The following is a 26,976-nucleotide window of genomic DNA, read 5'->3' as shown; positions in this document are numbered from 1 at the left end:
AAACCACGGCATGGATGTTTATCTTTCAATGTTGTAAGGCAGATGAAAGCTGATTCGATAGGAGAATCCCCGCCTATAGCGTAGACTGAAGAGCGTTAAGAATGAAAATGTAAGGAGGCATTCAAAGCCATGGAAATTCTGTCTGCCCAAAATCTCGGCAAAATATATAAGGGCATGGTCTCCTATGAGGCGCTCTCCAATATCGATCTATCCATTAACCGCGGTGAATTCGTAGGGATTATGGGGCCTTCCGGCAGCGGCAAAACAACCCTGCTCAACATGATCTCCACGATCGACAAACCAACCTCGGGCGAGATCCGCATCGGAGGCGAGGACCCTCACAGGCTGTCGCAGGATAAACTGGCCATGTTCCGGCGGCGGGAACTCGGATTCGTGTTCCAAGCCTTTAATTTGCTGAACACGCTCACCGTCAAAGAAAATATCATGCTGCCGCTTACGCTGGACGGGGCCGCTCTCAAGGAAATGAACGAGAAGGTGGCGGTTCTGGCAGAAAAACTCGGCATCGCCTCCATCCTGGACAAGCGGACGTATGAAATCTCCGGGGGACAAGCGCAGCGGACGGCGATTGCAAGGGCAATGATCCATGAGCCCAAGCTGCTGCTTGCGGATGAGCCGACAGGCAATCTGGATTCCAAATCAGCGCGTGAAGTGATGGAAATGTTGGAGAAGCGCAACCGCGAAGACCAGGTGACGATGCTGCTCGTAACGCATGACGCAGTCGCCGCAAGCTACTGCAGCCGCGTCATTTTCATCAAGGACGGACAGCTGTATAACGAAATATACCGCGGCGACAGCCAGGCCGCATTCTACCAAAAGATCATTAATGTCTTGTCGCTGCTGGGAGGGAATGGGCATGAATTTCCGTCAGTTCGCGTTTAACAACGTCTTCCGGAACAAGCGGACCTACGTCGCCCACTTCCTGAGCAGCGCCTTCTCGGTCATGATTTTTTTCACTTATGCCATGCTGGCGTTTCATCCCGATCTCAAAGGGCAGATCATAGCGGACAGCATCACGCTGAGCGTGCTCGGCACGATGGGAATGAACATTTCGCAGTATATCGTCTTCGTGTTTTCCTTCCTGTTCCTGCTCTATTCCGCCAGCTCTTTCGTCAAGCTCCGCAAAAAGGAATTCGGCATCCTGCTTATGCTCGGCATGTCGCGCAAACAGCTCAACCGGATGCTTTTTATTGAAAATATCGCGATCGGCGCTGCAGCCATTATCACGGGCATCATCGTTGGCGTCGTATTTTCCAAGTTGATCCTGCTGATCTGCGCCTCTATGCTGGCTGTTGAAAACGGACTGCCGTTCTATCTGCCGGTAAAAGCGATTTTGCTGACCGCTGGCAGCTATCTGGCGCTGTTTATGGTCGTTGCCGCGTTTACGTCGCTCATAACCAAAAAAGGCATGCTTGTTGAGCTGATCAAAGCTGAGGACAAACCAAAGCCGGAACCGAAGGCGTCCGTGAGCCTTTCCATCCTGGCTGTTCTGCTGATTGGTTTGGGTTATGCCTGTGTCTTCCTGTTCGCGCTGCGCCGCATCTTCTCGTTTGCCTTGCTGTTTGGGGGCGTGATTCTGGTCATTATCGGGACCTATTTCCTCTTCACACAGCTCAGCGTATACGTCATGCGGACCTTAAAAAACAGACCCCGTGTCTTGTTCAAACGAACGAATCTGCTGACTATTTCCGAACTGGTCTACCGGATGAAAGACAATGCGGTCATGTTTTTTATGGTGGCGATCATTTCGGCGATCGCTTTTACCGGCATCGGGACGGCCCTCGCCATCGGTGATCCCGGGCTTGCGGCGATGAAAAACCCTTATGCTTTTACGTATACCTTCTTTCCCGGGCCTGATGCCAATCCTTTATACGGAGAGAAACATGTCCGTCTGATCGAGCAGACCCTAAAAAGAGAGGGATTTGCCTATCGGATGGCCTCGTACACTCCAACCTACGCGGATGACGGAACAACATTGATCCGGCTGAGCGACTATAACCAACTTGCCGCTGCTCTTGGCTATCCCAAGGAGACACTTCGCAGCGGAGAAACGATGGTATCCCCGTCGTCGGTTACTCAAAACAATAAGTACAAACTGGAAGGACTTCAGACCGACCAGGTTACGATAACAAAAGCAGCGAACACGTTAACCCTGCATACGGTCAAGGCGCTGCCACATATTGTGATTCCTGATGCGTCATATGGCGGTTCATTGATCATTGCGGATTCGGATTACGGGACGTTGACAAAAGATGAGGGATACATGCCGAAAACTACCGCATTCGCGGTGAAGGAGTGGCGTCACTCACGCGCGGTTGCCGAGGAAATATCCAAAGCCCTCGATTCAGAGGCGTCGGGCGGGCAAAACTCCCCCTTTAACTTTAATGCGCTGGTCTTGGATTGGCTGCATTCCAAGCAGCTGAACGGCATGCTGCTCATCGTTAGCGGACTGATCGGGATCGTCTTTTTCACCTTTGCCGCAAGCTTTATCTATTTCAGGCTTTATGCCGATTTATCCCGGGACGAAGAACAGTATCGGATGATTGCCAAAGTGGGGCTCAGCCGCAAGGAGCTTGCTACAACCGTAACGCGCCAGCTTATACTCATGTTTTTCCTGCCGCTTCTGGTGGCTTTCATTCACAGCAGTGTCGCTTTTACAGCGCTTCAAGGGCTTGTCGAATTTTCTGTCGTCTCCCATACGCTGACTATCTTCGCGACGTTTCTCGGGATTCAAGTCATCTACTTTTTCGCGACACGCTGGCGTTATCTTGGGCATTTATATCAAAAAATCATGTAGTATCTATTATTTCTTAGAAGCTGCAGACCTGCCGCACCCGAAATCCTACCAGCAGCCAAAAACGCGCCTCAACCGCTGTACATGTCGGTGATGGGCCTGTACCATGGTCGGTGCGTCATTTCGAAAGACGCTAGAAAACGCATAAAGCGACTGTCGCATTTTATTGCGGCAGTCGCCTTTTTTGGAGGAGTGTGCTGACACTCGCTTGTGAATCTGAAGCGCATAGGTGAAGCGGCCACCTAACGCCTTGTGAAAGGGCTGAAAATGATGGAGTATTGTTCTGTAAGGTAGGAGCTATATGCTGGAGAAACAACAAACGAGGCGAAAAATGCGGGCGTGGCATCAACAAGCACATCAATCAAGGTGAAAACCTCAGGTGGGGCATCAACAAGCATATACAATCAAGGTGAAAACCGCAGGCGTGGCATCAACAAGCATATACAATCAAGGTGAAAACCGCAGGTGGGGCATCAACTATCGAGATGAAAACTGCAGGCGTGGCATCAAGCCCTGTATAGTGGAAACTATAGTGTGTGGGAAATGCTGTTGCAGCAATAATTTTAGACGTGATGCGGTTACGCACAACTTTCTGACATTGAAAGGCCTGCGTGATACAGTAAATTCCTGCGTTTGTGCATGTATTTCGTCGATTTGGGTTCCGAATTGGAAAATTGATGCAATTATGCATCCTTTTCTACAAAAATCCTGAAATCAGGCCTCAATCACCTAAAAAAACTGCACTTTCGCAAGCTTTTATCGCTAAAGCAGCTAAATCACGAAAAAAAGATGCACTTTTGCAGGCTTTCCCATCGCTTAGCTAATAAACAGCACCAAACGTCTTTTATCAAGCAAAAAATAATATCCGCCGACTCGCATACAGTTGCGGTTGCATCACCACGTCATATACAACCCCGCTTAACTCCGGAATCGTGTTGCTAAATAAGGCGCTTCGCATCCATTGAAAGTCCCAATATCTAACTTGGATCAATTCCCCAAGAAGAACCTCCGCTTAACCCGGACTTTTGAGCGGCTACATCGATAATGTTTTCTTTAGATAGCATAATTCCCAAGGGGCACATCCTGATATCGCAAGAAAAACATCCGCTAAGCGTGGTCTGTCCATCTATCGGAGTACATCAATAGTTGTTTTTCTTCTGCCTGCCGTAATTTCTTCTCTTCACTGGCTGAACGAGTTGTGCAGGCTGTGCAGTCGACGGCTTTGCGGCATGAAGAGGCATACATACCGTTATCGCCGTACCTTCCCCGAGGCGGCTGGACACCTGGACGCTACCCTGATGCATCTCCACGATTTTTTGAATAATGGAAAGGCCAAGTCCGCTCCCTCCGCCTGAGTGGGTCCGCGATTTATCGGCCTTATAAAATCTTTCGAAAATATGGGTCTGATCCTCCTCCGAAATTCCGATTCCCGAGTCCTCTACTATAACGGCGACCTGCCGTTCCCCGGCTGCCAGACGAACCTGAATGCTGCCTCCGGCCGGGGTAAACTTAATGGCATTATGCAGCAAATTGACCCACACCTGGCTCAGCAGATCGGGATCGGCTTCAATCGTCACCGGCTCCATCTCTGCGGTCATATCCAGTTCCTTTTCCTGCCATTGCGGCTCACAGGCCAAAATCAGTTTCTGCAGCTGTTTATCCAGCCGGATGGGGACGGGATGGAACGGGTGCTGCTCGGAATCGAGAGAAGCAAGACGCAGCATATTTTCCGATAGACGCGACAGCCTTACGCTTTCCTGTTCTATGATATCCAGATAATGCTCCCGTTCCTCCACGCTAAGCTGCTTCTCCTTCAGCACTCTTGCAAACCCGCTGATCGACGTAAGCGGAGATTGAATCTCATGGGAAACGTCCGAAATAAATTCCTGACGCATGGATTCAAGCTTATTCAAATCGGCAGCCATGTCATTGATGCTTTGAATAATCGCGGTAAAACGTCCATCTTCCATCCCTTCAACCGGCAGCGTTACAGAAAAGTCCCCTCTCGAAATCCGCTTCAGCGCATCGATAATCGACTGGTAAAACTCCAACTGCCGATCCCGGCCAAACCTTGAGATGATCGAAATGCATATGCCGAAGATAATAAATCCAAGTACAGAATTTGCCAACTGCCTAACCAATCCGCTTATGCGCCAGCCAAACAAATGAGTCAAATAATACGCCGCCGTCCAACAAATGCATAATGCCGCCAGAATCAACAGCATAAAAAACGCAACCTTCAGCTTGACCCTGATCCCATCATGCTTCCTCATGCCATCATCTCCAGCCTATAGCCAAGGCCGCGGATCGTCCGGATTTGAAACGAATGTCCTTCCGCCGGGAAACGTTCACGAAGGCGTTTGATATGCACATCCACCGTCCGCTCGTCCCCTTCGTAATCAAATCCCCAAATGTGCTCGATCAGTTGGTCGCGGGAGAAGGTTTTGCCAGGGTAGCTCGCCAGCAGAAACAGCAGTTCAAATTCCTTCAGCGGCAGTGTGACCGCCTCCTCGCCGATATAACATTCATAGGTTTTGCGGTTCAGCCGCAATGAACCTATTTGAATCTGCTGCGAAGCCGCGATGCGGTAGCGTTTCAGCAAAGCTTTTACCCGTACGATAAGTTCCGGCGGATCGAAGGGTTTGACCAGGTAATCATCCGTCCCAAGCTCAAACCCTTTCACTTTATGCACGGTTTCGCCTTTGGCGGTCAGCATCAGTAAAGGAAGATCCTCGTAATCTGCAGTCAGTTCCTTGCACAACTCCCATCCGTCCATACCGGGCATCATAATATCCAAAATGACCAAATCCGCCCGCGCCGTTTCCAGAACCTTTAGCGCTTCATGGCCATTGGCTGCTTCCGCAGTTTGGAATCCTTCGCTTTTGAGCAAATGGCTGACCAGCTCGCGGATATGCGGGTCATCATCAACTACAAGAATGAGTGGCATCTTACCGGCTCCTTTCTTTGAAATCTCTGAAGAATTTCATCATACACAAACATATGCACCTCGCTATGAGGTACCAGAACGGTCCGGTTGCAGAGTCTTTAGTCTCTACCGCCATCTACAGTCCGGTTGCAAAGTCTTTAGCCTCGGCCGCCATCTACAGTCCGGTTGCAAAGTCTTTAGCCTCGGCCGCCATCTATTTTCATTATAATAACCTTCTTCGTATGCAAACAGCCTACTATAGGATGCTCCGATTATAAGCCCTTCTCTAGCGGCTCCACTCCGATATCGTAAACATTAGCGTACCGACAATGGTGAATACAAGGAAAACCTGCCATAACCGTAAGATCCATCATCGGGCGATATGGCACATCTCTGCTGTACATCAATCCCGCCCAGGCAAAACGCCTCTCGCCAAAACGCCGCCCTCGACGAATCCTTCGCTTAACGGACACAGCGGCCGCTATTGAGGGCAATTCCGGCCAATATGATTTTTAACGGACATAGATGCAGCTATTTCGTGGAAAATCTGCATTCACCTGTGTTTCGCAGCATATAAGCGCTGTGGTGACCGTTAGAATTACAAAACAGCTATTTTTAGCGAAATAGCGTCCGTGGTGTCCGTTGCTATGAACGTTTATGCTAAGCCCTACGTTTTTCACAGCCTGAGCATGGGCACGAGAGCAAATATAGCGGGCGACGGTTGCGCGCTGCTATCCGTGGGTTGGTTTCCACAAATGCCTACGTAAAAGAGAGAATTACAAGCTAGAAAACGCATACCACACAGCACGCCTAAAAAAAAGCTTCACATCTGATTATCAAAAAAACTCCCTCTCCCACAGCTTCCTCCTTCTGCTCGCTTCATAGCAAGTTCCTTGCGACGGACCTAGATTACATCAAGTTTATGAACTGAATATGAACAGTGGAGGGAATCGCAAGAAAAACTTCCTCTAAAAGCGGTCTGGCTACTGTGTGTTTTCTTCGATAAAGTTTTTCTTTAGATATAAAGTGCTTTTACTTCGAAGATACCTCTTCTTATATCGCAAGAAAATTTTCCTCTAAACGCGGTCTGGCTTCTTTGAAGGTGCATCGATAAAGTTTTTCTTTAGATATAAAGTGCTTTTGCTTCGAAGTTACCTCTTCTTATATCGCAAGAAAATTTTCCTCTAAACGCGGTCTGGCTTCTTTGAAGGTGCATCGATAAAAATTTTCTTTAGATATAAAGCGCTTTCGCTTCGATGATTCATCTTCTTATATCACAAGAAAAACTTCCTCTAAACGCGGTCTGGCTTCTTTGAAGGTGCATCGATAAAAATTTTCTTTAGATATAAAGCGCTTTCGCTTCGATGATTCATCTTCTTATATCGCAAGAAAAACTTCCTCTAAACGCGGTCTGGCTACTGTGTGTTTTCTTCGATAAAGTTTTTCTTATAATCAATCTTTATCTTGAATCGTTTCCAAATTATTGTATGATGGATATTATTTGCATCCGGCCAATGGAACGGGCGAGGGGCCGGAGAGAGCAAATTTAAACCTGAAAGAACATTATGTTTGCTTCTTGGAATTGGGGGTTTTTCGCATGCAACAACCTAAACAACAATCGATGTCGTGGCTGCTGAAGTATCTGCGCCCGGTTGCGGGCCGGCTGCTGGTCTTGTTACTTCTGCTGCTTGCTTCCACCGCAGCGCAGCTCATCAATCCGCAGATTGTGCAGCGGTTTATCGATACGGCCGCAGCAAACGGCATCGTATCCAGCCTGCTTGTGCTCGCGGGCGTCTATCTTGTGTTCGCCGTCCTCAATCAGATCCTGACGGTGGCTATCAGCTATCTCGGAAACGACGTCTCCTGGCGCGCCACCAATCAGCTGCGCGGCGATCTGCTGAAGCACTGCCTCCGTCTGGATATGCGTTTTCACAATTTGAAAACACCCGGCGAAATGATCGAACGCATTGACGGCGACGTTACCCATATGTCGAATTTTTTCTCGATGTTTATCATCAAGGTTATCGGCAGCTTCGTGCTGCTCGCCGGTATTCTAGGCTTTATGTATACGATAAGCTGGCCGATCGCGGCGGTTATGACTCTGTTTACGCTGGCTTCAATCGGCGCTATGGTCTTCATCCGTAATATGGGTGTGAAGTCATCCAAGGATGAGCGGGGAGCAAGCGCGGCCCTGTTCGGTTTTATCGAGGAACGGATTGCGGGGATCGAAGATGTTCAGACAGGCGGCAATGTGCCGTATGTCATGAACCGTTTCTACCGTGCCATGCGCACCGTATTTTTGAAAGGGCGCAAAGCCTGGATGCTGCGGGTGATCCCTTGGAACACCACCGTTGTCCTCTTCGCGGTCGCGGTTACGGTCGTGCTGCTGCTAGGCGTTCATTTTTATCTGACCAAGCAAATCTCTTTGGGTACGCTTTTTCTGATCTATCAGTACACGCAAATGCTGAATGACCCCATTGAGCAGCTGGGCGATCAGGTGCAGGAGTTCCAAAAAGCCAAATCCGGCATGATGCGTTCCCAGGAGCTCCTTTCGTACCGCAGCGAAATTATCGAAGGCAGCCAAACGACGTTACCTGAAGGTGCCCTCGGCTTGGAATTTGACCGCGTCAACTTTAGTTACAACCCGGATAAGCCGGTGCTGCATGACATTACGTTTTCGGTTCGCCCGGGTGAACGTTTAGGCATTGTTGGGCGTACGGGCAGCGGCAAGTCGAGTCTCAGCCGCGTGCTGCTGCGATTATACAACATCAACAGCGGCGTGATCCGCGTGGGAGGCCAGGACATCCGGGATCTGAAGCTCGAGTCTTTGTATCGCCGGGTCGGCATGGTCACGCAGGATGTGCAGCTGTTTGACGGAACGCTCCGCGATAACTTGACTTTGTTTGACAGCAGCATCTCAGACGAATACATCCTGGAGACGACCGCAAGACTTGGACTGAAGCAGTGGATCGATTCGCTGTCCGAAGGCTTAAATACACATGTAAAAGCAGGCGGGACTTCCCTTTCCGCCGGCGAAGCACAGCTGTTTGCCCTGACACGGGTATTCCTGACCCAACCGAGCCTGGTCATTCTGGATGAACCGTCATCGCGTCTGGATGCGGCTACCGAAGCCATGCTGCAAACCGCCGTAGACCAGCTGATGATGAAATACACCGGCATTGTGATCGCACACCGCCTGTCTACGCTGGAGCAGGTAGATCATATTATGGTGCTGGGCGACGGCCGGATTCTTGAATTTGGCGAGAGGGAGGCATTGGCCAAAGACCCTTCCTCGCATTACGCGCAGCTGCTGATTACAGGCAAAGAGGAGGATTTAGCATGACTGTATCCCGATTTATACAACGCCTGTTTACCTATAACATATCGTTGTTTATCGTTAACGGCCTCCTTTGGGGCCTCTTTCACTCCATTCCCTTGCTCCTCGGGCTTGGAATGCAGTGGTTTTTCGACAGGGCCACAAGCCAGTCGCATGATTACCTGTGGCTCGCCGTTCCATTAATTTTTATCGCACTCGTAAGGATCACCCGGGTAGGCGTCTTTTTCGGGGCGTTCTTCAAATGGGTAACCTATATCTACGACATTCAAGCCATTCTCCGCACCAATATGCTCAAGGGCATCATGCGCTGGCCCGGCCGCAACCTCCCCGCCTCGCCTGGGGAAGCGGTAAGCCGATTCCGCGAAGATGTGGATGAGGTCGTCGAATATGTCGAATCATGGGTTGACTTCTGGGGACGGTTCGCTTTTGCCGTTGTCTCCCTCGTCATTATGGCCCGAATCAATTGGCAAATTACGCTGGTTGCCATTTTGCCGCTGCTGGCGGTAACTTTCCTCAACAACCTTTCGGGCAACCGGGCCAGACGGTACGGACAGCAAAACCGCGAAGCTACCGGACGGATTACGAGCTTTATTGCGGAAACATTCGGGGCGGTACAGGCGGTTAAGTTGGGCCAAGCGGAAGAGCATGTTCACCGCCGGTTTGCCGAACTGAACGAAACGCGCCGGCAGGCCGCGCTGAAAGATAATCTGTTTAAGCAGTGGATGCGCTCGCTCAACCAACATGTGTTAAGCATTTGTACCGGCATCATTTTGCTGATGTGCGCGGCGGAGATGAAAGCAGGACGGTTTACAGTAGGCGATTTCGCGCTGTTCACTTCGTATTTAACGAATATCGCATTCAGCATTTCGCTGTTTGGATATATGGTCTTTCAACATAAACGCCTAAAAGTATCCCTGGATCGGATGAGCATTCTTTTTCGTCCCGGGGAACAAGAGCGGCTGATGGATTTCAGTGAAACTTATCTGTACGGCGACCCCCCTGAGCCGCCCGCGATCCATAAGGATCCTAAAGAGCGGCTGCAGACGCTGGAACTTAAAGGACTCACCTACTTTTATCCGAATTCGGAAAACGGGATTAACAATGTGAGCTTCAAACTGGAACGCGGAAAGTTCCTGGTGATTACCGGGCGGATCGGTTCCGGCAAATCCACGCTGGTGCGCGCCCTGCTCGGGCTGCTGCCGAAATCCGGCGGCTCCGTATATTGGAACGGCCAAGAGATTGACCCGGCCTCGTTCCTGGTTCCTCCAAGAGCTGCCTATACGCCGCAGGTGCCTCGGCTGTTCAGCGATACGCTCCGGGAAAATATCATCCAAGGAAGTCCTTCCAGCGAGGATCAGCTTGCACATGCCATCCATCTGGCCGTCATGGAAAAGGATGTCGAAGATCTGGAGAAAGGACTCGAAACTTTTGTAGGCCCCAGAGGGGTCATGTTGTCCGGCGGCCAGATTCAGCGCGCAGCAACCGCGCGGATGATGATGACGGACTCCGATCTGTTCATTTTTGACGACCTGTCGAGCGCTCTGGATGTAGAAACGGAAAAACAGCTGTGGGAGCGGCTTTTTGAGGAGCGGGACGTGACCTGCATTGCCGTATCCCATCGCAAGGCGGCCTTGGCGCAAGCCGACCATATCATCGTGATGAAGGACGGCCGGATCGAAGCGGAGGGAATCCTGTCCGATCTGCTGGCAACAAACACAGAAATGCAGCTGCTGTGGCAGGGTGAAGCCTCGGCAGCGGAAGATACGGATGAAAACCTCGTCACATCCAAATAACCAACAATTATCCCTTTTCGGCAAACAGTGTAAAGTCTATGAACCATAGACGAAACACTGTGGGCTGGAAGGGGATTTTTCTTAGATATACGAAAGTAAAAGTTCCGGAGTCTCCGCTTCCTTATATCGCTAAATAACCCCACAAAGTGGAGCCTATGCTTCGATGCTTATTCTAAATACTTTGCGGGGACCCCAAAAAACTTATAGATTCTATCATCGCAGGAAAAACTCCCGCTAACCGCCGTCTGTCTTCTTATGAAAGTACGTCGTTAGACGTTTTTCTTATGCCGCAGAAGTTATGAAGTTATTATGGAAAAAAGAAGGTACCGGCGGTTGCCAAGATGCGTTATGCCGCAGTTTTGAAAAATAGAGTTCAATCATTACGCCACGGAGCCGTTCATGATGCTTGAAAAAACAACTCATACATGAAATAGTAGGAGTACGTGTTTAAAAAGGTCGGTTTTCAGCACCGGCAAGCCATGTTCCAATCGACTGTAGAAAGGAAGTGCTCGGTTACATGCAAATCAAGATAGGCATCATCGGATTGCAGCAGGTTGTAAACAGGCTGTTAAAAGTGATTAAGGCATTCCCGACATTTATGCCGATTGTACGGATTGTAAAGGATGAGGATGAAATCCCCGCCACAGCCGCGGCGTTGATGATGGAAGTCGAGGTGCTGCTTTTATTTGGCGCGAACTCCCATCGCAAGGTTAAAGATAATGTGAGCATCACGATTCCGGTGCATTATGTGCCGTTAACGGGAACCGGGTTATATAAAACATTATTTCAAGCACTGCAGACCAATCGCCTAAGCGGCGGCATTTCAATCGATTCGCTTACGAAATCCATGGTGATGAACACCCTCAAAGACCTTGGGATCGAGCATACAAAGGCAGTTGTCTTTAACGGTCCCGCACATGCCTCGCCTGACAAGCTCTTTGAATTTCATCGTAACCTTTCGGACTCCGGGGATTGTTCCTTGGCCATTACCGGTGTGGAATCGGTTGCCCGCAGGCTGTCTGGGGTTCAAGCCGCCAATGAGTGGCTCATCCCCTCGGACCAGGATATGAGCGTAACACTGGAACGCGCGCTCCTCTCCACGGAGTCCCGCCGCATCAAAGAATCGCAAATCGTCGTCGGTATGATTAAGGTCGATGATTTCGGCAAGCTGGTCATGAAACGAAGCAATGAACATGAGGTGCAAAAGCTTAAGCTGGATATTCATCGCATGGTACTGGACTATGTCGAATCGCTGGACGGCTATCTAACATCGCTCAGCGGGGATGAATATTTATTTTTCACAACGCGGGGCATCTTTGAACGGGAGACCGGAGGTTACAAAACGATTCCGCTTGCCAAAGACGCAAACCAATCTTTTGGGATTTCCTTAAGCCTGGGGGTGGGGTTTGGAACATCGGCCAATGAAGCGGGAACCAACGCACGGGCCGCGCTCCGCAAATCGAAGGAAGCCGGGGGCAATACCTGCTTTATTATTCGCGAGGATCAAACCTTGATCGGTCCGCTCGAGATGGCGGATCCCTTGCATACCGTGCTATCGGCAACTCATAAGGCATTGATCAAAAAAGCCGAGAACGCCGGCATGACAAGCGCTTATTTAAGCAAGCTGCTGTCCCATACGGCGAAATACGATACATATGAATATACGGTTCATGAGCTTGCCGCTTTGCTTGACGTGACGGTAAGAAGCGCCCATCGGCTATTGTTGCTTTGGATCGATAACGGGCTCGCTGACATCGCCGGCATGCAGAAAGTCCCAAAGGGAAGACCTCGCCAAATTTTCCGGTTTACTTTTTTGAAGGATAAAACATAACAGCATTTATTCGCCGATTTAAAGACAATTAAAAGATTTGTCTTTTTATATGCGATGTCGTTATGATGGAGATGAATCCATACCAAGAAAGGGGCAAATCGCTTTGAAAACACTGGAGGAATTAGAAGCGAAATTGGCGGAACCTTCTCAGACGTTAGTCGAAGATTTATCTTCAGTAGACGGTGATATTCTGATTCTTGGAGTAGGCGGAAAAATGGGGCCGAGCTTGGCCCGGCTGGCTCAAAACGCCATCCGCGAGGGCGGATTAAACAAGCGCGTGATTGGCGTATCGAGATTCTCGAATAATGAAGCAAGACGCGAGCTGGAGGACGCAGGGATCGAGACGATTTCATGCGATCTGTTAAATGATGACGAACTGAAGCAATTGCCCCATGCCGACAACATTATTTATATGGCAGGCAATAAATTCGGGACTACAGGCCGCGAGTATTTCACTTGGGGCATGAATACCTATTTGCCTGGCAGAGTGTCGGAGAAATATAAGGACTCCCGGATTGTCGTATTTTCTTCAGGCAACATTTACCCTTTTATGCCTGTCGGCAGCGGTGGAGCCAGCGAGTCGGTAACGCCTGAGCCGATCGGGGAATATGCGCAATCAACCTTGGGGCGCGAGCGCATCTTTGAATACCACTCCCATAAAAACGGGACGCCGATGCTGTTTTACCGTTTGAATTACGCGATTGACATGCGTTATGGCGTACTGCTCGAAATCGCCAAAGCCGTCAATGAAGGGCGGGCGATTGACTTGACGATGGGCCATGCCAACGTGATTTGGCAGGGTGATGCCAATCAGATGGCGCTGCGTTGTCTGACGGAATGCACAAGTCCGCCCAGCATCATGAATATCACGGGTCCTGAAACGATGTCGATTCGCTGGGCTGCCGAAGAATTCGCCAAGCGGCTTAACAAAGAAGCATTGTTCGAAGGCACGGAATCGGAGATAGCGCTGTTGAATAACGCATCAAAATCACATCAGCGCTTCGGCTATCCTTCGGTCTCTTTGCTGCAAATGATCGATTGGCTGGCGGAATGGATTCAAGCCGGCGGAACAACGTGGAATAAACCGACTCATTTTCAGGAAAGAAAGGGGAAATTCTAGTGGCTGCTACAACGCTTTCGCCTGAACTGTTTCAAGCGCTGCATGAAGGGCTGGTCATACCGGCGCATCCGCTTGCATTGGATGGGAACCGCCAATTGGATGAACGGCATCAACGGGCGTTAACCCGATATTATGCAGCATCGGGAGCAGGCGGCATCGCGATTGGCGTTCATTCTACGCAATTCGAGATCCGTGATGAACCTTACAATTTATATGAACCTGTGCTCCGCATGGCGGCTGAAGAGATTGCAAATGCCAATATAAATCGCCCATTTATCAAGGTAGCCGGCATTTGCGGGCCAACGGACCAGGCCATTCGCGAAACAGAATTCGCCCAATCTCTTGGTTATGATGCTGCCCTGTTGAGTATGGGGGGCCTTGCCGACTGGAGCGAACATGACATTTTGGAAAGAACGAAGCAAGTCGCGGCCATTATGCCCGTGATCGGCTTCTACTTACAGCCATCAGTAGGCGGCCGGATTTTCAGTTTTGACTTCTGGCTCAAATTTGCGGAAATACCCAACGTTGTCGCGATTAAAATGGCGCCTTTCAACCGTTATCAGACGATCGATGTCGCCCGTGCGGTGTGTTATTCAAGCAGACGCGACGAAATTGCGCTGTATACGGGAAATGATGATAATATCATCAACGACCTGCTGACGACATATCGTTTTGAGGTGGGCGGCGAAACGGTGGAGAAGCAAATAGTCGGAGGGCTGCTGGGGCATTGGGCGGTTTGGACGCAAAAAGCCGTTGAACTGCTGGAGGAGATTAAGCGCGTCCGCACAAACGGTGAAATATCAACAGAATGGCTGACGAAAAACGTGCAGGTAACGGATTCGAATGCCGCATTTTTTGATCCGGCGCATCATTTCGCAGGCTGCATCCCGGGCATTCATGAAGTGCTTCGCCGCCAAGGCTTGCTGCAGGGCATATGGTGCCTGAATCCGAATGAAACCTTGTCTCCGGGACAAATGGAAGAAATCGATCGTGTATATCGGGAATATCCGCACCTGAACGATGATGCCTTTGTATCCGCGCATCTTGCAGAGTGGCTGGGTGAAGAATAAAACAGACTCGCTAAAACTGGTCATAACAAGGAATTATAAACATATCCGTAGCAAAACGACGCCCCTTTTCCAGTGTTCAACCGAAGAAGGGGCGCCTTGTTTTATTTGCAGAATCGCATTGATGCAGCCATTCGTCTCCACCAACGATCATAATTAGTATTTGACCGGAGGCAACTGTAGCGGAGGAGACGGAATGGATCCTTACGAAGCTAAAAGCTATTAAAAAAACTGCTTTGGCAGCATATACTCCGGTCGCCTAAAAGCTTTTCGAAGGAAAACTAGCATAGAAAGCATATACTTTCGGCTTCGAATTTATACGAAAATGTGCTTTTGCGTTTTGAGACAAAACCCATAACATTTTCATCGTTGGTGGCGACCGTGAGGTCATGCGGGCTTTTAACGAAACCTGGTATCGCTATTTGTGCCAAAAAAGACATTTGAAAATTTTAACGAAACTGGATATCACTATCAAGCTAAATAAGTGGCTATATACCTGGAATTGTCTTAAATAGCGCTTGGTAGTTTCGTTAGATTTAATTTGTCCTTGTTTTTGAGGTAATAGCGCTCTGTAGTTTCGTTAGAGACTATATCCATTGGTTTTCAAGGGCCGCAGCGGTCAACCCGCTTAATACGGTCTCATTTAGGAGACGCTTAGCCCCTATTTCATGGACTCCAACGTTTTCAACACAACCAGCGCAATATCGCTGATATCAATAACTCCATCTCCGTTCAAGTCCATCATTCGGTTGCTGTCGTCAAGCTTCTTGCCCAATTGCTTGGCGATGAGCGCGACATCCTGAGCGTCAACTTTATGGTCTTTGTTGAAATCCTCCACATCGTATCCAAACTGGATGCCAAGCTTCACGTCTTCCGAAAGCATGTAGGACAGCTTGGTCAGATCTCCATTTTTGTCGGTAAAAAAGGACTGTCTGGCAAGCACTACTTCCGCGGGATCGCCAATTTGCTTCGCCTTCACGGTTATATGCGCAATATCCACGTTGCCGCCAAGCGCCCGATCTCCTAACTGGGTGGCGATGATGTTGATTTTGCCCTTCACGCCGTCTTGGTTCCACCCCAGGTGAGCGGTAGCTGCGGAACCGAACTCGTCTGCCATCCGAACATCCACCACTTCGAACAGCGCAGGGTCAAATGCCAATGCTGCCTGCACCGCATACAGGTCGGTAACGTCCTTGGCCTGCAGGATCACGTCAAACGTATCTCCCACGGACACTTCGCCCGCAGCCTTCAATTGCAGCCCGCCCGGAGACTGACCTTCAAATGTTACCTGATCATAATATCCGATCATCATGTTCCACTTCGAAGAATACAAGGCAATTCGTGCGAATGCCGCCCGCTCCGGAGCTGCGCCGGTCGCAGAGATGTCGATCCATTCCTTCTGCGGCATGCCTTTAATTAACGTGCCAGGTACCGTGCTGATCTGTGCGCCGGATTTATCATAAAAATATAAAACGATGCCGGAATCATCCGTTCTCGAACCTTCAATCAGTCCCTGCTCGATATAAAGCTTCGCCGCTGCCGTATATTCACCGCCGCGGACGACCGGAATCGGATCGCTAAGATAGCTGCCTACGCCTTTATCGCTTTGCGACTTGTCAATAATTTTCAAACTTTGCCCCGGTTCTCCGCAATAGCTCTGCTCCTTCGAAAGACTAAACTCAACTTCCGTTCCAGATTCCGCGTTGCTCCAGCCCGGGATGCTTCCGTCCGCATTTAGCGGTTCCTCGAAGCAGCCATTTCTAACCGCCGTCTTTACGCTGTCAGACTTGGAAATCGGGATCATCATCAATTTCGTGCCATCGGTATAATAGATTTGTTCATGCCCGTTCGCGTCCTTGGCGAGCGTCATGAAGCTCATTGCAAAGTTGCTTGGGGTTAGCGTACGATGCTCCATCGTGGCCGGATCCACAACCGTCATCCGGTTCGCCAGCCCGATATAGAGAAGGCCATCCTCGCCCCAACGGGAATAATACGGACGCCACATTCCGTAATCCTTCACATCAGGATAGATGTTTTTCTGCTTGACGACTGAAAGGTCATCCGGATCTAGAGCAAAAAGAATACCGTCAACGCCGCCCCACAACAAACCATCCGGACCAAAAGCAAGGCCGCTGATCATCCGGTGATTTCCAAGCCCTGTCAACGATGTAAGCTGCGTATGCATCGTCATTTCCTTTTTCGCCATATCCCAAACAAACACTTCCGGGTTATTCGCAGGCATCGTTGTGTTTAACCCGCCGGATTTGGTGGTTGAACCATAAATTTTGCCGTCCTTATAGGCAAGGCCTACGATGCTGTGATCCTTGATGATATTGCGGTAAACCTGCTTTTCCCCGCTCGCCAAATCGTAAATCGTTAATGCTCCGCCCAATTGCCCATAATCCGGAATCGTACCGATCAACAGCTTGCCGTCGGCATACTCCATCTTATAGGGTCTATCTTGACCCGATCCAATCTGGAACAGCAGCTTGGGCTCGCTCATTTTGCCACCGGAAATATCAGCTTCATATATGTACCCGCCAGGGTATATCCCGTAATATACCTTGTTTCCGGCAGATACGATCCCTTCCGCTTGCCCCATCAAGAAGTTGGATGATTCAAGGGTTGCCGGATTAAACACACCGCCGACCCCGCCGGGATAAGCGGACATATACAGGCGTCCGTCCGTTCCCCGCTCCATATTATGAATCGGAATCGGTCCGCCTTTCGCAGCAACGCCAGGCAAATCTTTGCGTACCCCTTTCTTCACGTCCAGTGCCGACAATTTGCCATTGGCCTGGATCGTCACGATCGTGCGGTCAGGGGTTAGTTCAGGATCCTCCATATTGATCCAGGCCGCCCCCCGCAAGGAAGTGGCAAAGCTGATTCCGGTATTTCTCGTTGCCAGTGTCGCCAAATCGACCTCAACGATGCCTCCGTGAGCAGGCACATAAGCTTTGCCGTCCGCGACAGGGATCTGGTTATAGCTCATTACTCCTTTACCGCTAACCGGGTCAACGCCTATATATTTATCCTCCCACTTCTGTTCCTGCAGATTGTAGTAGACCATCATCAAACCTGCTTCTCCGCTTGCTTTGACGAACAGATATTTATCCACTACAGCCATATCATAGGCGAATTCCAGCTTTTCATGTTCTATGCCAAGAATGCCCGGTACTTCGTCGGAGATCAATTCCGAAGCCCCCGTCTCCACGTTTACCTTCACGACTTCGAACGGAAGCGCCATGCCGGCATAAATGTATCCATCAACGTAAGCCATGGAGCGTATATAGTTGTGGTTAGCGAGCAAGCTCCCGTAATCCCTTAATTCTTTGGTCTTCGGGTTGTATTGGAACAGCTTGCCATGATCATAGGTGCCGATATAGACATTGCCTGCCGGATCGGTCGTCATGGACCATACCGATTTCTCGCTTCCGATGACCTTGAGCTTCTGGACGGTTTTGGAAACCGGCGAGTAGCTCCACAGCTCTCCCGTACCTGATGAAGTAATGGCGCCAATATAAACGGTGCCGTCAGGAGCAATGACATGTCTCCACGATTGGGCGACTCCTTCAAGCTCAAAAGTACGGATATACCCATTATTTTTGACATCAATCACGTTAAATACGGCCGGGGTAGTCGATGCCGTCGTGTACAGCACATCCCTCCCGTCTTCCTTTCCCATCACGCCGTCGTTGATCGACACGGAACGGATCGGATACCCAAGATTTATGGGCGTTCCAAACTTTAATTTCGACAATTTGCTCTCCTTCTGCGAGGCTGCCTGCGCCCCCATCGGCAATAGCAAACTCAGCCCCAGCGCCAAGACAAGCGCCAAAGTGATTGAACGGTTTCTCATACCGCGTGGTATCATAGAGCATGCCCTCCTTCGTCCTAATCCAGCAGCTTCGACAGGATTGCGTTGGTCAGCGCTTCGACATCCGCTTGATCAATTCTGCCGTCATTGTTGATATCATATTTCCAGTTGTCTCCCGTCGCCATTTGACCGACCATTTTGGCTACAGCCATTACGTCAAACAGATCCGTTTTCCCGTCACCGTTCACATCCAGCGATGCTCTGCGGATCTGGGTGCTGGTCCGTTCATCGGATGTACTAATATAAATCTTGTTGTTCTGGACACCCTCTGAATCCTGTACGCCGGAACCCTCCAGCAGCGTAACGTCCACCCGCTCCGGCTCACCCAAAACTTTAAAGGTGACAGTTAATACCTGTTTGTCATCACTAACGGTGGAACCCGCCGGTTTGAGCGCCTCGAATTTAAGAATCCCCGACTCATGACTCCAATCCAGTTTTGCTGCCCCGCCTGCATTAAAATCACTTGCTGCGGCTGCATCTGCAACCTCCAGCACCGCCGGATCATAACGCAAGCTGCCAAATGCCTTCTGCACGTCCTGACCGCGGCTCAGCATAACCTTGGCTTCAAGAAGCCGGCTTCCCGAAAAGCCTGTCGGCATTTGCAGATGCAAGCTTCCCGGCGCTTTCTCTTCTTGCGGTGAGGTTAAGGTGAAGTCATCGTAAAAAGCACCCGACTCAGCCGTAAAGTAGTTCGAAATAGAGGCTGCCATTCTGGCATTTACGGCATTGGCTGGCGCAGTACCCGTAACCATAACCCGTGTCCATGACCCGACGGTTCTTAAATGAACGATGTTCTCGCCATCCTTATCCGTGTTGACCTGTTTCCCGGCTGCATCATAGAAACGAAGCACCAGGCTCGCTCCGGCCGCATTCCCCGCATTCGGGGCAATATACATCATGGCCGACCCATTATACGTATATCCTGGCGTTACAGGGCGCGGATCGCTTTGCAAATAAATCGGCAGCGTATTCGATTTGTCTACCAGCTTCAGGCTTGAATTGCCGTAATAGCGCATATCCTGCGTTATTTCATGGGAAGTCCCTTCATTCGGAGCAAAAAACATGCTCCAGCCCGGGATGCTCCCATCCGCATTCAGCGGCTCTTCAAACCCGTTATTCAACAGTGGTTTCATATGATGAACTTCTTGTACGGACGGGTCGCCCGTTCCTGCGGGATCATCGAGCGGATCCTTTTCTTTTCCTTCCGGGATCAAAGAGCCATCCACGGGATCTTCCTGCGGTTTGTCGATCTGACCGTCAGCCGGATCACCGTCTCTCCCATCCGACGGCACATCAACTGAGCCGTTACCAGGTTCGCCAACATTACCGGATCCGTCAGACGGCCCTTCAGCGGGTTCGCCACTTGGCTGATCAGCTGGATCACCGCCCTGTCCGGCTGATATCGCATGTGCGCTTGCCCAGGAAGCCTCGACGGTCCCGGAAACAAACATAATCGGCTGCAAGGCGATCAGAAGCGCCAACGCGGCGATTCTCCCCATTCTCCATGTTTTTTTCAATCCGGAGTTCAACATAAGCGACTTCCCCCCCTATTTCGAATGCTGAAGCATTTTCCAAACCAACACGGCCGTATCGGCACGATTCGAAGACTGTTTCGGCATAAACATGTTCTGGCCCGTACCCGAGATGATCTTCATTTCTTTTGCCTTGTTTACCGACGATTTAGCCCAAGAGCTAATCGCCTGTTGATCCGCAAACGGCTCGCCTGAAGCTTGCATATTGCCAGTCGGAACCTGACCCAAGGCTTGCAGTGCATTCATCATCATGACGACCATCTGCTCGCGGGTCACTGGATCATTCGGCCTGAACGTACCATCGTCGAAACCTTTAATCATTTGGAGCTGCTGCAGAGTTTTCACGTCTTCGTAATACCAATCGCCTTTCCTAACGTCCGAATAGACAGTCTCTCCCTTAGGATCCGTCACAAGCGGGCCCAAGGAAAGCGCTCTCACGATCATGGAAGAAAATTCGGCGCGGGTCACCGGTTTGCCAGGCGAAAATATCGTCTCCGACGTCCCTTTCACGATATGCTTCGCAGTCAAGACCTCAATCGCATATCGGGCTTCCGCATAAATGCCGGAGATATCCTCATACGACTTGGCATACTCCATTACACGGTAAGTCCCGGCCTGCTTTACAACCAGCATGAATTTCCCGGCCTGCACCTGATGGACGGCTTCCCTGACATATTCCCAAGCAGCCGTATCCGCGTTGTAACGATATACGCCCAGTTTATTGGCATCGCGTCCGCCCAGCGTATATTCCATCACTGCATTGAGTTCGATCTTGTTGATTTCCGCCGTATTCATCTTCCACTGAGCCAAGGATGCTTTCAGACCCGCCAAAAGCGTTTTCCGTTTGCTCACATCCTCTGGAGCTATCACATAGGTATCTGCGACCTCTTTGTTTACAGGGACAGACGATAGCTTTTCCAGGATGGATAATGCAGCCTTCTTCACAACCTCCTTGTCCGCTGCAGCCGGTTCCGATTTCAACCCATTCAGCAAGGCTTGCAGCATCTCTGCGGCACGTACCGGATCCTTTTCCTTCAAAATGGCATCCATATTCAAAACCGGTTCCTTGCTGGAGCCCGGCGAAGCATTGGTTCCGGTCTGCCCGCTTGTGCTGCCTGATCCCGAACCTGACCCCTGGCCCGGAGACGGGATTCGGTCGTCCTGCTTCGAGATTTTAAACGTTATCGCTTCGCCCACATCCGATGTAAGCACTTTCAAATCTTTGTATCCCTGCTCATTGACAAATCTTTCGCTGTTCACGGCTTTCACATGCCGAATCTCGACTGCGGCCTGTTTCTCCTGCAACGCCTTAAACGTAATTTCAGCCAGGCGAACAGAGGCCTGCGGACTTCCTTGCAGCTGTTTTCTTAGCACGGGAATATAAAGCTTTCCCTTATTGGCATCATCCTCGTAAGCGCCAAAAGTATCGTACCCTTCACCGCCCTTTACATCCAGCACCCGCAATGCCTGGGAATCATACGTTAACGAAACCTCAACGCCAAATAAATCATTGAAATTTTCCCCGCTCACCGGCACCTTGAACGTGTCACCGACTTGAACGCTGTTTGCAGGGCTGCCGAGGGTAACTCGAGGCCCCTCAGCCGCTTTGGCGTCCATACTTCCGAAGGTGAAAAACGTCCCGCTGAACAGGATCAGACAAAGGGCGAACATCATTTTTTTCATTCTGATCTCTCCTATCTTCGGATCAAACTTTGGGGTTGGAAACAGATTTAAATAAACCGGATATGCATTCACCTCATTTGGGTTAAATCCTTCGTCTTGTATAGTTTGAACCAATGATTGTTTGAATGAAGGCAGCCTGGTGGTCCCTTATCATTTTCCTTTAGTTCAACTTTAGAATCGATCCGTAAGATAAAACACGAAATTTTGCTTGGGAAAAAGAACCTCGAGCACGGGATAACCCCGCGTTTCCACATCTGTGCCGCCATACCCGTGCAGCAGCAAACTTATGAACTGCTTTTGGGTTAAGCCGATATGCAAGTATTCAGCCCCTTTACGTGGATTCGGCTCGACTGCAGCTTCCCCGTTTAAATAATGAAAATAAGCCTTTTTCCCGTCACATTCCCATTCGATCTCAAGGGATACATCCGCAAACACGCCGCTGCTTTGCAGCCTTCTCCGGAAAACGGGAGCCAGTTTGGCCAACAGGGGCTGGAATCTGATGATTTTCCACATCATATAAGGCAATGTCTTCTTCGCTGCTCCCCATGAGGAGAGGCTTTCGATCAAAGCATGATCGCCCGGAAGATTGACCCAAATGCGCTCCGCTTCCGGACGCTGTTTGGTTAGTGCATGAAATAAAGGGATTGCCGCCTGGTCCTCGCCCTTGGCATAACATAATTCATCCAAAAAAGCCGCACCGTCCGCCGCTGTTTCGGAAATATGCCCGTATGCGACAACAACTCCGTTTCGCACAGCCAGCAGGCAGGAAGAAGCCTGCCATTTCGGCCAGTTCAAACGGTCGTGCCAATGACCCCGCGGCCGGATCACCGTACCGGCATTACCAGCATTAAACTGTTCGTAAATGCCGGAAATGACTTCCGTATAGGACGGATCAAATGGAATAATTCCATACTCCCGGCTGGTTTCGGACGTGATATCTGCCCTGCGCATTTCATACATCGTTTCCGGTACGGTATGCCAACCCGCCTTCTCATAAAATGGATTGATGACGGCAAACAACAAGGATAGGTCATATTCCTGCTGTTCCATCCATGCACTGAGATTGCGCAGTATTTGCCTGCAGTGCCCTTGCCCGCGGTACGCGGGAACCGTAGCCACACTCCCGATCCCCCCGATTTTCACCGCTGCATCCCCAATGCGGCTGGCAAAAGGGAAAACTTGTACCGTTGAAGCGATATCTCCCTGCTGCATAGCGATCCAAGTGGTAGTTAAATCGTAAGCTGAATCATGATCCAAACGCTTTTGAAAAAAATCCCTTCCATCTGGAAATACATCTCCCAAAATATCGTAAACGGCCTCCAGTTCCGCACGGTTTGCGATATGGCGAATTTCTGGCTGATGGCTTGTCATGAAAGCAGCCCTCCGGTCGTATGGAATGGTTTTTTATATAAATTGAACCAATGATTTGCACGGATGGAGGCAGCCGGGTGAAATGTTCTTTCGATCGCTGTTGCTCCCAGATTTCTAAGATTTGAACCTAATCTATGGAAGAAATCCGCTCACAAAGCATATGCTTACGATGCTAGCTTTCCTTCGGAAAGCTTTTAGGCGAACGCTCCGCTTCTCTAGAATCATTTCTCCTAGGTTCAATAATCTAAAATAGTCCTACTTTAGATTATTGAACCCTCTTGCCCTGTCCTTATCCATTTCTTTAGTTCAACTTATATAGTTGCTTAGTATTTAAAAACGGTCCCAATCGTTTCCGTTGGCCTTCTATAATTCTCATAGGCTTCCACAGCCTCATCGAATGAATAGACGTTCGTGATCAATTTCTTGATGGAGATGCGCCCCTCTGCCAATAAACGGATATATTCCTCCACGTTTCGCCCTTCCGTCCAGCGTACATAACCAACCGGATAATCCCGGTTGTCCCGCTCATACCCAACATCATACCGGCCCGGACCGCCTGCGCGCGATATAAGCACCTGCGCTTCTTTTCCGAACATCAATTCTCTGGAAAACCGGGCCGTCAAATCGCCGACAATGACAATTTTCCCGCGATCGCGAATCCAACTTAGCGAACTGTTGATAAGCTGCTCTCCCGGACCGCTCGCGCAATGCAGAACCGCATCCGCTCCGAAACGTCCGACAGCATCCGGAAGCCGTTCTTCCATTTCTGCCTGGCTTTGATATACATGAGTTAGTCCACGCTCCTGCAGCATGGCAACCCGGTCAACCCTTACATCCAGTCCCATGGTTCTGTATGCGGCCGCTTGGGCGATCTGCGCGATAAGGTTGCCGAGGATGCCAAGCCCGACAACGATCACCGATTCCCCAAACCGCAAATCCGCCACTCGAAGCGCATGAATGGCAATCGCCCCGAGACCGGCAAAAGCAGCCTCCATGGGATCGACATGATCGGGAACGGCAGCAACCAAATTGGCCGGAACCGCCAGCCATTCCGCATGATGCACATACGGCGCGCCATAACAAGCCACAAGCTGGCCTACCTTAATATGTGTGACCCCTTCACCTACTTGTTCTACGATCCCTACTGCATTGTAGCCAAGCGTAACGGGTTCATCGGATGCCTGCCTGACAAAAATCATTTCCGTGCCGGGACTGATGGCTGAATACGTTGTCCGAACGAGCACATGACCTCTTAGCAGCTCCGGTTTTTCCCGCTCCGCGATGATAATGCTTCCTTTTTGTGTCGTAATCGTCTTCATCTTGTCGTTCACTCCAAATTATTCATTTGCATGCTGTTTCCGAAATTCGCTTGGAGAAATGCCGTAATATTTTTTGAAGGTCGTCGTGAAGGTCGAGGAGTTCAAATACCCCGTTTTTTCCCCGATCTCGCCGATTGATAAGGTGCTGTCCTTCAACAGTTCCTTGGCATGCGACAACCTCACCTTGTTGAGATACTCGACATAATTGATGCCAAACGTCTTTTTAAAATAACTCGAAAAATATTTCGGCGAAGTTTCCACGATCTCCGCGATATGATCCAAATATAAATTTTCCATATAATGCAGCTCGATGTACTGCGAAATAAATCCGGGATTCAACTTGTTCGTCTCCTCCGGTTTGCTGTGCTTCGCAATATGTTTGGCTGCTTCGATCAGGGCTTGCTCGATCTCCAGATAATCATGGGCGCAATCGATCTTTTGCAAAAACCGCTGCTCCAGCTTATACATCTCATCATCTTGATTGGCGTTAGGATGGACATGCCTCAGTATGTACAGGAACATGGTTTTCGCGATATGCGCCATTTGGTGTTGATGGACATTGCGGCTTGCGTTTTCCCGAAACGTCTCCGAAATAATCTCCCTGCCTTCATGCAGCTTGCCGTTTGATAGATAGTTGGAAAGCTTCTCGATTTTGTCAAAAGGGAAATACATGCTCCATCCGTAATGAATTTTCTCTGCATCCAGCACATGGGACGTTTCATTCACGGCTCTGTATAACAAGCCATTCATGGCGCTGCGGTAGGCCAGCTTATAATTTTTCAGTTCGGCAGCATATAGCTCGCTTACGCTCGCCCATACCGAATAAGCCGACAAACTTTCCTGCCCAAGACCGGCAAACAGTCTTTTCAAGTCTTTTAGCAAAATAGCGCGATCCCCGGGCTGCCCCATGCCAATAAGCGCGACAAAATGCAGGTTTTTGTCATAGAACACCTGGACGTCATCATGCTCCTTCTGCAAAGCCGTATGCAAAACCGCGGCGATTCCCTCTATCGGCAAAGGCGTCTGCCCCTTATCCCTCAGATCCAAATGAACCATCATCAGGACAAAATATTTCCCTCTCACCAGATCGCTGTAGCTGCTTTGCAGCTGCAATCCATGCTGGGAATCGAAAGCGTATTCATCTACGGCCTGCAAAAAAACGCTTCTCCGCGCTTCCGACTCCGCGTCTTTCAGCTGCCGCCTGGTTGATTCAATCTCCATTTGCATTTTCACGACGCCGCTTAAAATTTTGCGGAAATCATTGCCGCGGCTGGTGCCGCCAAGCTGACGAATGATTTTTTTGACCGGCCTGTTCAAATAAATGCTGAGCAGCACGGATAAGAGAATCGCACAGATAATGGCCGTTAACATAATCATTTCGTTGGCTTTGATCACGGAATCGATATTCTGGAATTGGTACGGCACTTTATTGATATAAACAAAATCGTTAAAATCCGACTTATAAAAATGATATTGGTAATCTTCTTTGGTTAAAGAAGCCTCGCTGGCCGGATTGAAATATACCTCGTCGAGCACCCCGGATAAATCGGAATTTGCGTCCGTGCTTAGCACAACGCTGCGGTCCTGATCAAGCACGATGAACGATGCTCCAGGAATCATTGCCTTCTGGTTCACGTGCTTTAGCAAAGCCGCCTCATCGATCAGGATGATGATATGTTTGTTCGAGATGCGGATCTTGTTGCCGTCAACGGCCACCATCAGCTTTTTCCTTTGCCAGGAGGAAGCCGTCGCAACTTTGAAATCCTGTCCGGGCAGTACTTTAAAAGCATTTTTTCCTTTCATGTACGTGCGCCAATAAGTCTCGTTATACAAATCATGTTTGTATTTCCTTTGAAACAGATCGCTCAGACTGCTTGTGCCCAGCGAGGTAATGGCAAGATCATAGTCATCGTAAAACACGATCGCTTCCTCGATAAAATCCACCGAAGAGACGAGCGCGGCGATGCTGTCCTGCATCGTGTACACCTTCACCATATCAATACGCCCGTCTTCTTCCGACTCCAAACTGTCGTATGGAAGCCCGTGAATGGAATGGATCATGTTATTGATCGACCGAAAGCTGTCGTCAAAAGATTGAATCATCGTTTTGACTGCAAGATTGTTGTTTTGCGCGACCTTGTCGTAAATTCCCGAGATGGAGTTCCGGTATACAAAATAATTGGATACATACATGATGCCGATGACTAAGAGCAGCGAACAAAAGATTTGCACGATACCCAAATTCGTAAAGAAGCGCTTCAAGCGGTAGTCATCCTTTCTCAGTGTCGTTAATCCAATTCATTATACA

At 49.7% G+C, this 26,976-nt stretch carries 15 protein-coding genes; 7 read left to right on the top strand and 8 right to left on the bottom strand.

The annotated features are described in order from the left end of the window. Positions 1–129 precede the first annotated feature (129 nt). Positions 130–900, top strand: coding sequence for an ABC transporter ATP-binding protein (locus L6442_RS02085; RefSeq protein ID WP_212978376.1), 771 nt, complete (start codon positions 130–132; stop codon positions 898–900). Beyond that, entirely contained in the window at positions 875–2,815 is a 1,941-nt protein-coding gene (locus tag L6442_RS02080) for an ABC transporter permease (RefSeq protein ID WP_212978377.1), read from the top strand. Before L6442_RS02085 ends, L6442_RS02080 begins: the two co-directional genes overlap by 26 nt. Positions 2,816–3,951: 1,136 nt before the next feature. On the opposite strand, the gene L6442_RS02075 is transcribed toward L6442_RS02080, so the two are convergent. Further along, positions 3,952–5,085 (bottom strand): sensor histidine kinase, encoded by a 1,134-nt coding sequence (locus tag L6442_RS02075; protein ID WP_212978378.1) that lies wholly within the window; start codon positions 5,083–5,085, stop codon positions 3,952–3,954. After that, entirely contained in the window at positions 5,082–5,759 is a 678-nt protein-coding gene (locus tag L6442_RS02070) for a response regulator transcription factor (RefSeq protein WP_194233527.1), read from the bottom strand. The genes L6442_RS02075 and L6442_RS02070 overlap by 4 nt, the downstream gene beginning before the upstream one ends. A gap of 1,576 nt (positions 5,760–7,335) precedes the next feature. Here L6442_RS02070 and L6442_RS02065 point away from each other — a divergent pair. The 5 genes from L6442_RS02065 (at position 7,336) to L6442_RS02045 (ending at position 14,889) form a co-directional block, all read left to right on the top strand. Then, positions 7,336–9,081 carry an ABC transporter ATP-binding protein gene (locus L6442_RS02065; RefSeq protein WP_212978379.1) on the top strand — a complete coding sequence of 582 codons (1,746 nt, stop codon included), beginning with the start codon at positions 7,336–7,338 and terminating at the stop codon, positions 9,079–9,081. Then, positions 9,078–10,868, top strand: a complete 1,791-nt coding sequence (locus L6442_RS02060; RefSeq protein WP_212978380.1) for an ABC transporter ATP-binding protein — start codon at positions 9,078–9,080, stop codon at positions 10,866–10,868. Before L6442_RS02065 ends, L6442_RS02060 begins: the two co-directional genes overlap by 4 nt. A 517-nt stretch (positions 10,869–11,385) precedes the next feature. Beyond that, positions 11,386–12,699 carry a GGDEF domain-containing protein gene (locus L6442_RS02055; RefSeq protein WP_212978381.1) on the top strand — a complete coding sequence of 438 codons (1,314 nt, stop codon included), beginning with the start codon at positions 11,386–11,388 and terminating at the stop codon, positions 12,697–12,699. A 103-nt stretch (positions 12,700–12,802) separates the two neighbouring features. Continuing rightward, the gene (locus L6442_RS02050) at positions 12,803–13,819 is read left to right on the top strand and encodes an NAD-dependent epimerase/dehydratase family protein (RefSeq protein ID WP_212978382.1); all 1,017 of its coding nucleotides are present in this window, start codon (positions 12,803–12,805) and stop codon (positions 13,817–13,819) included. Beyond that, complete coding sequence (locus L6442_RS02045; protein ID WP_373871804.1) at positions 13,819–14,889, top strand: dihydrodipicolinate synthase family protein; 1,071 nt, start codon at positions 13,819–13,821, stop codon at positions 14,887–14,889. The genes L6442_RS02050 and L6442_RS02045 overlap by 1 nt, the downstream gene beginning before the upstream one ends. A 658-nt stretch (positions 14,890–15,547) precedes the next feature. On the opposite strand, the gene L6442_RS02040 is transcribed toward L6442_RS02045, so the two are convergent. The 6 genes from L6442_RS02040 to L6442_RS02015 form a co-directional block, all read right to left on the bottom strand. Further along, entirely contained in the window at positions 15,548–18,760 is a 3,213-nt protein-coding gene (locus L6442_RS02040) for a cohesin domain-containing protein (protein WP_212978383.1), read from the bottom strand. A 20-nt stretch (positions 18,761–18,780) separates the two neighbouring features. After that, the gene (locus L6442_RS02035; RefSeq protein ID WP_212978384.1) at positions 18,781–20,295 is read right to left on the bottom strand and encodes a dockerin type I domain-containing protein; all 1,515 of its coding nucleotides are present in this window, start codon (positions 20,293–20,295) and stop codon (positions 18,781–18,783) included. A 15-nt stretch (positions 20,296–20,310) separates the two neighbouring features. Beyond that, on the bottom strand, positions 20,311–21,978 hold the full coding sequence (locus L6442_RS02030; protein WP_212978385.1) for an S-layer homology domain-containing protein: 1,668 nt from the start codon (positions 21,976–21,978) through the stop codon (positions 20,311–20,313). A 171-nt stretch (positions 21,979–22,149) separates the two neighbouring features. Continuing rightward, entirely contained in the window at positions 22,150–23,349 is a 1,200-nt protein-coding gene (locus tag L6442_RS02025; RefSeq protein WP_212978386.1) for a GNAT family N-acetyltransferase, read from the bottom strand. A gap of 323 nt (positions 23,350–23,672) precedes the next feature. Beyond that, on the bottom strand, positions 23,673–24,668 hold the full coding sequence (locus L6442_RS02020) for a zinc-dependent alcohol dehydrogenase (RefSeq protein ID WP_212978387.1): 996 nt from the start codon (positions 24,666–24,668) through the stop codon (positions 23,673–23,675). A gap of 18 nt (positions 24,669–24,686) precedes the next feature. Then, positions 24,687–26,930, bottom strand: a complete 2,244-nt coding sequence (locus L6442_RS02015; protein ID WP_212978388.1) for a helix-turn-helix transcriptional regulator — start codon at positions 26,928–26,930, stop codon at positions 24,687–24,689. Positions 26,931–26,976: the final 46 nt, after the last annotated feature.

This window comes from Paenibacillus azoreducens (genome assembly GCF_021654775.1).
In the GTDB taxonomy this organism is placed as follows: Bacteria; Bacillota; Bacilli; order Paenibacillales; family Paenibacillaceae; genus Paenibacillus_AQ; species Paenibacillus_AQ azoreducens.
Note: the sequence above shows the minus strand (reverse complement) of the source record. Positions and strands in the feature narration are given on the sequence as shown.